The organism is Hallella bergensis DSM 17361 (assembly GCF_000160535.1).
GTDB lineage: Bacteria > Bacteroidota > Bacteroidia > Bacteroidales > Bacteroidaceae > Prevotella > Prevotella bergensis.
Genome location: NZ_GG704783.1, coordinates 89,486 through 102,506 on the forward strand (window position 1 = coordinate 89,486; position 13,021 = coordinate 102,506).

General features: G+C 45.4%; 6 protein-coding genes. All 6 read right to left on the reverse strand.

Going from position 1 to position 13,021, the window contains the following annotated elements; genetic code table 11:
* The coding region (locus HMPREF0645_RS13875; RefSeq protein WP_007175025.1) for a BspA family leucine-rich repeat surface protein at window positions 1-1,749 on the reverse strand (1,749 nt) is incomplete at its 3' end.
* A gap of 36 nt (window positions 1,750-1,785) precedes the next feature.
* Window positions 1,786-6,588, reverse strand: coding sequence for a coiled-coil domain-containing protein (locus HMPREF0645_RS10705; protein ID WP_245544027.1), 4,803 nt, complete (start codon window positions 6,586-6,588; stop codon window positions 1,786-1,788).
* Window positions 6,589-6,741: 153 nt separating this feature from the next.
* Window positions 6,742-7,161 (reverse strand): hypothetical protein, encoded by a 420-nt coding sequence (locus tag HMPREF0645_RS10710; RefSeq protein ID WP_007175027.1) that lies wholly within the window; start codon window positions 7,159-7,161, stop codon window positions 6,742-6,744.
* On the reverse strand, window positions 7,158-11,834 hold the full coding sequence (locus tag HMPREF0645_RS10715; protein WP_007175028.1) for a tape measure protein: 4,677 nt from the start codon (window positions 11,832-11,834) through the stop codon (window positions 7,158-7,160). Before HMPREF0645_RS10715 ends, HMPREF0645_RS10710 begins: the two co-directional genes overlap by 4 nt.
* A gap of 197 nt (window positions 11,835-12,031) precedes the next feature.
* Window positions 12,032-12,418 carry a hypothetical protein gene (locus tag HMPREF0645_RS10720; protein WP_007175030.1) on the reverse strand — a complete coding sequence of 129 codons (387 nt, stop codon included), beginning with the start codon at window positions 12,416-12,418 and terminating at the stop codon, window positions 12,032-12,034.
* Window positions 12,419-12,488: 70 nt separating this feature from the next.
* Entirely contained in the window at window positions 12,489-13,019 is a 531-nt protein-coding gene (locus HMPREF0645_RS10725) for a hypothetical protein (protein WP_007175031.1), read from the reverse strand.
* Between the last annotated feature and the right edge of the window lie 2 nt (window positions 13,020-13,021).

Genomic DNA, 13,021 nt, shown 5'->3' on the forward strand with positions numbered 1-13,021 from the left:
ACAGCTACCGAACATGTAAAAACCATTCGTCAGTGCCGACAAATTCCAGTTAGAGGTGTCAAGAGATACCAAGTTTGAATAGCCATTAAATTTTAGACTTGCGTCCGTGCATAGCGTCATATCCCAGTTCCTTACATCCAAGTGGCGAACATATTTATTTCCTGCCCAATCGTTCTCGCGTGTCGCCCCACTGAAATTGCCTTTGACAACACGCTTGCCAAGATAATAATAGGTAATGGCATTCTTTGTCAGATTTCCCTCTGCCGGGCCGCTCTTTATCTCACCGTCGGTAGCATCCAGCCACACATCCTGCGTTGGGTCTTTCGGTGCATTTTTAATCGCTTCGATCGCCCTTACCTCACGCTCGTACTCGTTTTCCTTGATGTACTTTTGTGCATTGACGTACTCAAGCGTGGACATGATTTCCTTGTCCGTCTCCACACGCTTTGTTTCGGCTTCTACTCTGAGCTGTTCTGCGCTTGCTCTCTTTGTTTCCGCTTCAACCCTTAGCTTTTCAGCATCTGTGCGTGACTGTTCACTAACCAACCTTTCGTTCTCCTTTTCAGACCGTGCATTCTCTGCCTGCACTCTTTCACGTTCAGCTTGCTGTCGTTTCGTCTCGCTGGCCGTCCGCAGCTGCTCATCCTTTACTCTTGCATCTTCCGCCTGCTGACGTGATGTTTCTTGCTGTACCCTTAGGCGTTCAGCCTCTTTCCGCTGCTCTTCCGTGGCATTCCGCTGCTGTTCGGCTTTTATTCTTGCATCTTCATTTCCTTTCCTTGCTTTTTCCGAATTAACCCTTTCAATCTCGGCTTTCTTGCGCTCTTCTTCGGCAGTCTGTCGCTGTGTTTCCGCCTGTGTGCGTCCCTCTTCCCATTTGAAACGCGCATTTTCTGAACCAAACCTTTCCCGCTCATTTTCTCTACGTTGGTTCTCAGCTGTCTGTCGTGCCTGTTCCGTGCTGTTGCGTCGCTGTTCAGCATTTAATCGTTCTACCTCTGCGCTCGCACGATAGTTTTCAGCGGTAAATCTATTCAATTCCGCCTGTTGACGTTTTTCCTCGCTATTCTGTCGCTGCTGCTCATTCTTCACCCGCTCATCCTCGGCAGTATTCACGCTGTCTTGTTTCCGCTGCCGTTCTGTTTCCGCCTTAGCTCTTTCTGTTTCAGCGTTAGCACGCAGTTTCTCAGCTTCCGTCATTTCATCCAGCGTTCCCTTAATATTCTCTTTCAGATGACCAATCTCCGTAAAGGTGGCGTAATACTCGTCAATCGTACCCTTGTAGCCGTGTGCCTTAGCCAACTGGTAGGCATCAACCAAAGCAACAGGGATATTTGCTTTCACCACCGCACCGTCAAAGCGTGTGTTGTCCTTCACTAATACCACCGTACCCTCGGCAATCGCCACGTTCAACCTTTTGCCGTCTGCATAGTTCGGGTCAGGCGTGTTCACCTTGACTTCCGCACGCAGTCCCCCCGGTGGCAAGCCATGTCCATCCATGAAGCACCTTATCTTGTTGCCGTCCACCGCACACCGCTCGCACACGCCTGCCGTGCGCCCAACCGTGTAGCGGCTCGCCATGACCATGAAGTCTATCCTGAAGTCCTCATCACCCAATTGGTACGGCTTATCTCCAGCCAGCAGCTCCACCACTAACTCGAAGTCCTCCTTGTAGTTGATTCTTACTATTCCTTTTGCGCTCGAGGTATTTTCCTCTGTTCCGCAGCCACACATTTCGTTTGAGTTCATATTTTTTAGTTTTTAGTTCACAAGTTGACGATTTTCTTATCTAATTGTCAAAAATCCTTTTACAACTCCTATATATTTAGCTCTCATGTCTCCAGACAGACTCGTCAGCTCCATTGGAACGAGCGGCACGAGCGCAACAAGTGTTGTCGTACCATTGTCTGTAGCCATTTCCACACCTTCAATTGGCACACCAATCGCCCTAAACATAGCTCCAGGCTCTATTTCCACACGGACATTTAACGTTTTGTTCGGATGTGTTGTTTTTCCTGCAGCAAGCGTTGAATAAAACCATATCGTTTCAGTGGTGTAATTGTAGATATTTAATACAGCACCGTTAAGTTCGGAAGCGAGAACATATCTACCATTGATATTATCGCCCTTAGTGATATACCACGACAGTGACGGACTTGTCATTAACAAGTCAAACGACTTCTGCTCCACAAACGGCTGCGCTATCTTCTGTGCGGTGATACTTTCAGCGGATATGAGTTTTGCGTTGATGTGTCCGTTCTCATCCAACAAGAACGTCCATTCGCCCTTGTTGTTCTGCACCATGAAGTTGTCGGTGGTAGCTATCATTTTCCTGTTCTTGATGTCCAAGCCACTCGCTAACAGTGCTTCTACCGTTCCGTCATACTCGCACCACGGTGTGGCCTTGTCACTCTCCTCCAGCTTGGGACGGCAGAGCCACATCAGGCTCTCGTCTGTGCCAGAGTGTGCAAATAGTACCGTAAGCAACGTTTTATCATTGGTTTTGAAAGTCCAGTGCCTGCGCTCCCATTGATTTATCTCGCCCAGATAATATTGGTTGTCGCTGCCCTCCATAAACGCTAATCCCTGTGAGCTTTCCGTCTCGATTACGCCGACATAAATCTGATTGACATCTTCTTTGTTAGGCTTAAACTTCACCCATGCACTCATCGTGTAGACCGTGTTTGGCTTTACCTTTATTTTCTCCCACTTAATATTTGTCCAACGAGCGACACCGTCTTTTGATTTGAACATCAGGGCATCAGAGCCAGCCACACCACCACCTTTGAGATGTTGGAAATATTCTTTACTATCCACCTTTATCTCTTCCATTTTTACGCCCAAATGCTTCTCGATGGCCACCTTGCACTCATTAACCCTATTCCTTGCAGTGTTTATCTCATTGTTGCAATCGTTTATCTGCTTCTGTAGGTCATTGCGCTTTGCCGTGTCATTGGTAGGAGTAGCATCCAACTGCCGTTGTAAATCTTCCTTTTTAGCTGTCTTTTGCTTAATAATATTACCATTGTCATAGGCAAGCTGTATCTTATTCTGCACCTCCGACAAATCAAGGTCGCTGCCCCACAGCAAGTTAGGACGTGTTCCATTATTCACGGTAAGACTAATTGCGTCTGACTTCATATTTAGCTGTGTGTACTGCTCATTCAGATCTCCAACCGTGGCTTTGGTCTGGTTGAGGTCCCGCTCAACAGAGTTTATTTTACCATTAGCAGCTTCAATCTGACTGGTAATTGTTCCATTCACCGTGTCAATATCGAACACCACGCTTGGCTTAAATGTGATAGGCACGATACGCTGGTCTACGATATTACTGCCTTTTGTCAGCGTGACAACGTATGTTTCGATGTTCTCCTCTTTGTATGGAATATTTTTTTTATCCAAGACATACGCACCGTCCGTTAACACGAATGTTTCAGTAATACCAACCACAGACAGCGTTATGCCCTCATCTCCGAGAGCTAATTCTTGAGTAACTTCACCAACAGTTTTCTGTACTTTATACTTTAACAGCAATCTTACAAGTTTGTCTCCATTCTCCGCCTTGTATGCCACGGCTGCTTCCTGTATCGGTATCAGCTTGTAGCTCACGGCATCCTTGCCGGGCTTCCCGTCCATCGCCTCCGCATAGATGGTGTCTTGCGCCAGCGTGACGTCGGAGTCATTCCTAACGACACGAGCCACAAGGTAACGCCTATAGCCATAGTTCGCCGTAAGGTAGTTCACACCGGGCTGCACACGAATCTCCATACCCATGTCGTCACTAAATAGCAGCAGGTCGGCACCGGCGGCAGAAAGGGCGGCACCATCTACCTCCTCGGCCTTGTCGCCCACGATGCGCACAACCTTCAGACTGAAAGTCTCACCTTGTTTTCCAGTGATATTGCGAATGGAAAACGATACGTTCCACATCTCCATGTTACTGTCAGATGCCAGCCCTTTCATGTAGTCCTCGATAGATTCCTCTCCTCCGTTATCACTCTGCACCTTGAAGTTGCCTGTCACCTGACTTCCATTTGCGGCAAACCAAGTGCGCTTGTACTTGGACAGTTCGTAGTTTTTCACACCCGTGTACTGCACCCAGTAGGGCGCCTCGAGGTCAGGGTCAAAGCTATTGTAGGCACACGTCATGATAACACTCTGCCTTTCCTTATTGTCAGGGTTTCCTATCTGAACGAGGTCGTCACCCACCTGTGGTATGTCAACGGTATTTTTGGAATGGTCAGTCTTGGACAGCACTATCTTCAGGCACTTTTCCTCCTTGCCGTTAATCGTGTGTGTCACCACCTCTTTGGGTGCATCCGTCACCTTGCGCCAATAGAAGTGATTACCTTTTCCACCCTTGAGGATATTCATGCCGTTGGAGCACATCATCTGGTCGGACACCTCGCACCTCTGCAACAGCTTCACACCGTCCTGCTCTGCTCGTTGGTAACACACATATCCGTCGGTGTCGGTTGCTTCCTCCACCGCATCTATATGGAAAGTACCAGCGGAGTGCACCGTCATACCACCTGCTGCCTTGGCCTTCTGAATCTCCAACTGGAAGAATGTGGCCTTTTCCGTTACCCTGAGGTTCCTCGTTACGATATCACCCGTGTTGATGATGTTGCCATTGTTCACGATGCCCTTGAAGTAGGAGACGGCTTGCGCCACCAAGCCCTTTAAGAACGTAATCAGACCCCGTGCGGTGTCGTCTTGCAGCTTGGAGAGGAAATGCTTGCCTGTGTAGTTGCGGATAATATCAGACACCTGCCTTTCATTCAGTCCACCGCCACTGAAATTGCCAGAAAGAATGTTTTTCACATCTTCCTTTAGCTGTGTGATGTTTCCCTTGACAGCTTGGTTACCCACGGTTATCTCCTGTATGATAGGATAGTCGAGCTTCGTGACCAATTTGATGACGCGGGTTGAAAGCTGATAGCCTTGCCCGTCGTCATAAGTCACTTGCTGCCCGATGTAGAGATTGGGATTCTTCTTCTCGAACTCCACGGCGTTGGACGGTGCGGTATAGTTGTTGTTATCCCGTGTCCTGCGTTCGATCTCCTTTATCGTCCGTGTGGCGAGCTCTTCCTGCGCAAGTGTTGTCTCGTACTCACCCATGACGATGTTGAACAGGATAACGATATTACAGGTAAGGTCGGGCAGTCTGTTTCCTCGTGGTATTAGTCCGTCCTCCTCGTTGGAGGGAATGATAACGTCCCCACTTTGATACTTGATAATCTCGTAGTCACCTTTTTGAACGGAGACACCACTGTCACCTGTTGTGCTGTTGGCAGGAATGTCTCGGCTTTTTTCATGATAGGCAAACTCAAATCCATCCTGACCGTTGGGCTGACCGACCAGAGCCTGCGTGAGCGCGTCGTATTGGTTGTTCGTCGTGTGCGTATTGACCTTGAACGTCCCCATGAGCGAGTGCCCCTGCAAGACTTGTTTCTTCGGGTCGAGTTCATAATCGTACCAGTAGTGCGTGACCGGCTTCCCCTGCTCATCCTTGTCGGTGGTCGTATTGACGGGTGTCCTGGTAGCGTCTTTCTCTGTCGTGCAGTAGGCAAGTCGCATATACCAAATTGTGAAAACCTTGTCTTTCATGTACTCTCCCGTATCGCCGTTCTTGACGTACTGCGTGCGCTTACGTATGTTGTAAGCGTAGAGGTTGATATGCGGATATACGTCATCAAAGGACAGGGCGAGGGTCTGCCTGACGGCATTGGAGGCATCAAAAGCTGGTTTGGGAATGATTTTACCGTCTGTGCCAATGTAGATGCAGCCATCTGGGTAATTATCCGTGTTCAGGCACAGTCGTGCGAGTGTAGCTACGTTCCCCGTTCCCACCTGAGCCTTGCTGGACATGTTCTTCGTTGAGCCTTGCGGATAGAAGCAGTTGTAGTAAGCCTCCTTGGAAGCCGTCACTGACGCAACCTGCAAGTTGCCATGCACCTTCAGCAGTGGCACGTCCTCGCCGAGATTGACAGATACCTGACCGAAGTATAGTGTGCGGTGCTCCCATGACAGGTGCCCCTCGCAGCTGTTTGACTTGCATGCCTGTGCGATGAGGGAAATAACAGATAGAATATCATTGGAGGACACGGAGAAGTTCACCGAGCCGTCCACTGTTCCGCAGAGGGTATAGGTGAATTTGTCAGTTTCTGTAGTGAACCCGAATGCTTCGTTGATAGCATCGCATACGTGCTGTAATGCCGTAGCGGTAAGTCCGTCAAACGACCAATCCTGCTGCTTGACAGGTGTCCCGCTCTGGTCTGTGGTTGAATAAAGGAACGGCACACGGGAGAGAATCATCAACGGGTGGTGGAACTCTGGCGCATACTTGAACTGCTTGCTGTCTTCTGATGGGGTGTAAGTATCAAGCAGGCGGTATTTCAGCCCGTCGTTAAACGGAATGATATATGCTCCTGCGGGGAGGGTGACTTTCTTGTCACTGTTCCATGACAGCCTGACAAGATTTGTCTTGCCAAGCTCTTCCTCGTGCTCACCTCCCTCTGTGAGGATGGCGTCGAGTAGTTTTGTGCCGTTGATGTTGTAGATGGTCATATCATCAAAGTTCGTCAATTTATAACATTGTATGAAGTTTATTTAAATCTGAAATGTGACAATAGGTGAAATGTCATAAAAAACCATGTACAGAAGGGTGTGGTCAAATTATGGAAACCATGCCTATTCTGAAAATAGAATTGACAGTCATTAATAGTTACCCTGTTCTTATTATTTTCTATTCCTTGGATTTGGCTCCATGAATTTCACGCCAACCTTGCAGAATGTCCGCTCCACGTTTTGTGCATACATGCCAGTAGTGTCTTTGAACTTAAGGTGGAAAACTTTTGCGCTGTTTTTTGGAACAGATAGAACTACGTCACCTTTGCTCAATTCTTCGTAAAACAAATCCTTTTTACTAATAAAGTCCGCTTGATTGTCACCCATGATTGTAAACGTGAGTGTCAACGTACGTTCGTTCATTTTAGGAATTGACTTACAATATTCTATACCGTCCTTCGTGCGGTCATTGTTTGTGATATAATCTTTCAGCCCAGCCTTATCGCCAAGGGCGTCCAGAAATTTATCTCCCATATTGACACCAAACTCTTTATAAGCATCTTTCCCGTTGATAAATAATTCTCCTATCATAGTTTATCCTTTATTAACCTGTTCATGCTGTTTATATTTTCATCTATCTGCGTGAGACACTTTGCCGAGACACCAGTATTTTCGTTTATCTCTTTTAATTCCATGTATGAGTTGGCAAGGATAGTCCTCGTCTCGTCGGCTATTGAAACAGTGTCTTTTCCTATCAAAGAGATACCAGAGAGTGACAAATCAATGGAGCTTAGCTTCTGCGACAGTAAAATATCCTTTATTTGGTCTCTTGATATGTTTCCTGCTGTGATAAGTGCAATAAGGTTTGTAGCCTGCTCGTAGGATATTTGCGACAATCCATTTGTGGTGGCTTTCTGGTCTATGGATACACCAGTATAGCCTACACTCTTGGCAATGTTGTCACGCATAACTGCGAGTTCGTCACGTTTGGCATTCCATTCCTCTGCATAGCTATTCCAATCCGTTTGAGACATAGTGCCACCCTTGACTTTGTTTGCCCACTTCTCCTGAAACTGTTTTAACCAACTGTCGAACTCGTCATTCAGTACGTTAGTGTTGATTAGGGATTTAAACAACATATTCTCAAACGCTTTGCTGAAATCACTTGCGTCGGAATCCATATCCATTAATGTATCAAGGAAACTATCCCTTAAACTACTGAATGATGTTTGCGTGAGGTTATTTTGTATCTGCTCTGTCAGTTCTGCGGCCTTTCCTGCTTGATCCACAACATCATCCCAATACTTGGACTTGTCATATTTACCAACAGTGGTAATGTAGTTCCACAGATCTGGAGCAAAGTCCTTAATAGCCTTGAGTTGTTCAGGGGTGAGATTGTAAATGGACTTCAAGCCGGATATGGTAGACATATCTACACCAGCTGCCTTAAATGCAAGTTGAGCGTCCCTGTTATAAGAAGCTATCTTCCTGTCGTCAGCATATTTAGCGTTAGAGTGATGGCTTCCGTGATATCCCATTTGCATCTTTAGAATCTCCATCTGATTCTTATTGATTTCCTCCTGCGCTTTCAACGCCGTATTGTAAGCATTTACAGCCTTGGCACCTGCCGAGCTGCCTATCATTTTGGAAAGGTTATCTATGCGAGAGGCAAGAACTTCGTTCGACTTAGTTAATCGTTCTGTAGTCTCAGCTACCCGTTTTCGGTTTCCCTCGCCGATACCCAATGCGGAGCCAAAGGATTTGATGGCAGAGACGCTATTAAGAACAGCGCCGACATAATTACCAGTTGCGAAGTCAGCAGCCGCTCCTGCTGCACTATTAACTCCGTCAAGCCCTTTTGCTATTTTATCGCCTGCCTTGCCAAGACCGACAGAATCTAATAAATCTGGTATTTGGTCAATACCTTTTTTATCAATGAACTCTTGTACACCGCTGAACCAGTCGGAAACCGCTTGGGCTTGCTTTCGCTTTGCAGCGTCTTCTGCCTGCTTAGCCTTGTTCGTTGCATTGGCCGTTTTCTTCCTTGCCTCTGTGAGTTTCCCCTCTGCAACTGCCAGCTTTTGCAGGAGCGGAACCAGGTCCTTAAACTTTTCGTCCGCGAGGTCAATCTTTCCGTTTAAGGAGGCGGTGGAAATATCTTTTATATCAAGATTTACGCCTTTTGATGCGAGTTCTTTTTGAACATTTGATTGAGCAGAAAATACATCAAGATTAGCCTTAACTTCCTCACTTCTTGCAATATTTAATCTTTCCTGTGCATCAGCTGCTTCTTTTAGCAATCTGTTGTGCTCACGAGTTCTTTCTCCGATGAAATCCCAAATACCCTGCTGCTTTCCAAGTTCATCGTCAATAGTATTTATTTTATCGGAGATAACCTGCATCTGGTCAATAGGAAGGTCTCCCGTGTTGAGCAAATCCTGTAATTGTTTACGCAAACCTTGTAGGTATTGCTTGGTATGCCCCTGTAAATCAGAAAATACGCCATTCCAGTCGATAGAACTTTGCAAGTCGTCATTCTTTATTTTTTCTATCTCCTTATCACGTTGCATTTCAAGAATAGCCTTTTCACCGACAGAACTTGCCTTTCGGATTCTGTCTTCATATTCCTGTGTAATAGCGAGTTTCTTTTCCTCAAACGTACCATACTCCTTCAGGTAGCCATTGAGGGATTCTGTCTGCTTCCTTTGGTACTCCTTATCTTCGTTGGCGTGCTTCTTGAGGGTGTCGGAACGCATCTTGTCGAATTTGTCCTGCTCATCCTGTGTCAGCGTTACAGATGATGCGTTGAACTTCTTCCCTTTGTTCTTTGGGTCTGCCTCGAATATCTGCTTGGCGTCACTGATTTTCTTTTGCAAGAAGTCACGTTTGTACTTTTCCAAGTCGTCAAGCTCTTTCTTATGGTTGAGTTCTCGCTGCTTCTTTTCTTTCTCATAACCATTTTGCAAGGAATCTATGTACGCCTGTGATGATTTATCAGCAAGTTCTCTCTCTGCGTCTGAACGCTCACGGGCGAGTTTGTCGTAGTCTATTTGTTTGGAAGTAACATTATTCTTATTGTTTTCTACTTTTCTTTTTGGGCTTTCAATTTTGTTTGTCGACTTAGTATTTCCCTCTATTAATTTATTGAATTTATCATCTGAAATCTCATATTTATCTTTGTAATCAGATATAACCTTATCGAATGCAGCTTTCGAGCTATATATATCCTCACGCAGGTCATCAACACTCGCTCTGAAATCAACAATTCCATCTTTTGCATTTTTCCCCCATCTTATATCCCAAAATGATGTTTTTTGAAGTTTACCTATATCACCAACACTTAAACTTCCTTTTTTCCCGAGAATTGTTTCCCTATAAAGATTGTGGTAAAGTCTTGAGCCTTCATCTTCGCCATATTTCTTTTTTAACGAAGAATAAGCTTTTTCAAGTTTTGAAGAAACGGTCTTGTCATAATTAGAAAGTTCTTGGTCATAAAAAGCTTTAAGTCCCCTTGCTCCAATAGAGCGTTTAATACTTTCCACTAATTGTTCATATACAGAAGAAAGATTACCAACCTTTTCGATTTCTGCGTCTATCCCATTAAAATACCGCCCGTATTGGTCTACAATCTCTTTTTTTACGGCTTTGTATTCAGCGCTCCCCTTTGTTGTTTCTTGAAGCCTTTTGTTAAGTTTGTCAAGTTTCTCAATTTCACTCAACACCTGGCCTTCATTAGATTTGATAGTTTTATTTAGTCTTTCTTGTGCTTTATCAAACTCATCACTTGCTGTTGAAGCCATATAAACAGCCCCTCCTAAAGCAACAATAGCGGCTGCGGCAAGTGCATAAGGGTTGGCAAGTATGGTAGCATAGAGAGACTTAAATTTTGTTTTCAGTACATCAACAGAAAATCCTGTAACGGTCATATTAGCGGCGTGTGCTTTTTCAGCAAGCATCGTTATTAAAACTGCTGTCTTGTAAGTTCCGTATGTTGCTACCAACCCTGCCAAAACTTTGCCTGTTTGCTCGTAATGTTCAACAAGGTAGGTTCCTGCCTTTACAGCATACATCACAACTCCTTCACCCTTTTGTCCAATCTCGTTGAACATCATATCAAAGCTCTCCTGAAGCATGGAAATCTGTCCGTTGAGAGTTTTCGCTCCCTCTTGTGACATACCAAAAAACTTACCACCTGCGCTCGTGGCGGAGATGAAAGCATCCTGAACCATCTTGGAAGAGATAGCACCCTTGGACATTTCCTCTTTGAGTTCTCCTATTGATTTACCTGTCTTACGTGCAATTTCCTCCAATGGGTTAAAGCCAGCATTGACCATTTGCATCAAATCCTGTCCCATTAACTTTCCAGCACTGCTCATCTGAGAGAACGCCAACGCAAGGGAATTGAATTTTCCTGTATCGCCCATTGAAATATCTCCAATGGCTTTAAGGAAGTCGATGGATTTCTCTGCTTCAATACCAAAAGAAGTCATCATCTGTACGGCACCGACCATATCCTTTGTATTCAGAGGAGAAGCAAGGGCATACTCTTTGATTTGCCCCATGATAGTGTTCAGTTTTTCTTGGCTGCCGCCCAAAAGGACTTTAAGCGATGTTTCCATACTCTCGAACTCGGATCGGACAGAGATAATCCTGCTTGCAAGCTCTTTCAAGCCAATACCACCAAAAACGGCAACCCCCATCTGCTTCATCTTTGAAGTAAGCAGGTTCATTGTTTCAGCTGTCCCACCGTCCTCTTTTCTTAGTGAGGCATACTCATCACGGAGTTTCTTCACTGATAAACGAGCATTCGCCTGTTCTTGAGTTATTCCGAATAATGCAGCTTTTTCCTCTTCCAACGTACGCTTGGCAGCTTTCCATTCGGCAAGTTTCCCGTCTGCTGACATCGGGCTATACCTCTTGGCTTCACGGTAAGATTCGCCAAGCCTCCTTACGTCAGCAGCAACATCTTTAACAACGGCTTTTTGCGCAATAATTTTTTCGGTGAACCCATTTACAGTTTGGGATGCTGCATAAATTTTCCGTCTGAAGTCTGTCTCCATTGTAGCGGAAGCCTGCGCAATCTTTCCCGTAACGCTGCTAAGCTCTTTTCCTGTTTGCTGCAACTTGCTGTTCAGTTTGTTGAACGCAGTAGGATTCTGAATAGCGTCAGTTTTTCCTATCTCCTGCTTCAACTTTGCTATTTCCTCTCTAAGTCGCTGAACTTTATCCCATTCTGCTTGAATCTTGAAACTAAGCTGTGCCATATTCTATTTTTTATTTCTACGTTTTGCCATATCCTTACCGCTGATGGTTTTCACCATATCTCCATACACCTCATGCTGTTTGTCTTTCTGCATAATGATAAGATTGCGATAAGGGATTTCATTAACTACTTCATCATACGTAAGATGCAAGCTATCCATGAATGATGTTATCTGCCCCAAAAGGGTACGGTTGCCGGCTATCTCGGACTTGCTGCCAGCAGGCTTGCGTTCCTCGTCAAACTGGCAGCTTTCAAGAAAGGGGTTACACCAACCAAGTCAAATGCCGACGAAAGCGCGTCTACAACCTCCTCGAACGTTCCTTTGGATAGTTCAGCACTCAACGACTGATTTCCCTTTATAAACCACGACAGAGCCTTTGCGTATGCTTTGCAATCTTTAGCGGAAAGCAACATATCCTTTAACGTCGCATTATCGCCTAAATCTAAATTGCTGATACATGATATTGATCCTGCAAGAGTTTTGATTGTAGGAGGATGTATCGTATAGGCCTTGCTATTCACATAGACAATAGAAAAGTCATTTCCTATGATGGCATCTGAAACTATTTTACTTGCTTTGCTCATATCAAAAACAAAAAGGGTGAGAGGTGGTCTAAGCCACTTCCCACCCTACGTTATACATTCGGTTACTTTATTAGCCTGCCTTTACAACAGAAGAATCAAACCAATATTCAGGAGCCACTCCATCTACTGTTGGTTCGAGCTCTGTTCCTACTACAGGCAATCCCACAGCCTTGTCCGTTGTTGCCTCACGAGCAACAATGTCGGCACGAGGAATGACGATATACTGGTCATCCTCTGTCAGTCCAACAAGGCACTTCTCGATGTTGACCTTTCCCGCAGCACGCTCCCATGATGTTTCTGTAGCTGTACCACCCAACATGTCCGCCTTGGTCTGATAATCGTACTCGCCAAGTGTGAAGTTCATGGCAACGTCGCCCATTTCCTTGTCGGAACGATACGTCTTTCCAGTGAGTTGATTCTTGTAATTAGTCTTGCTTGCCTCGGCCTCTTCCAGTGTCCATGTGTCCTGATGAACATTCTTTACTTCAGTGAGTTGCTTTAGCATTGCAAACAGCGTCTGTCCTGTAATCTTGGCTGTAATCTTTGATGTGTCGCCGTACCACAGTTTTTTTATATTGACGGCTGTAATAGTCTTTCCCATAA

Excerpts from the sequence above, each read along its gene's own strand:
- HMPREF0645_RS10710 (WP_007175027.1), bottom strand. The coding sequence starts at position 7,161 with ATGATAGGAGAATTATTTATCAACGGGAAAGATGCTTATAAAGAGTTT.
- HMPREF0645_RS10720 (WP_007175030.1), bottom strand. The coding sequence starts at position 12,418 with ATGAGCAAAGCAAGTAAAATAGTTTCAGATGCCATCATAGGAAATGAC.
- HMPREF0645_RS10725 (WP_007175031.1), bottom strand. The coding sequence starts at position 13,019 with ATGGGAAAGACTATTACAGCCGTCAATATAAAAAAACTGTGGTACGGC.
- HMPREF0645_RS10715 (WP_007175028.1), bottom strand. The coding sequence starts at position 11,834 with ATGGCACAGCTTAGTTTCAAGATTCAAGCAGAATGGGATAAAGTTCAG.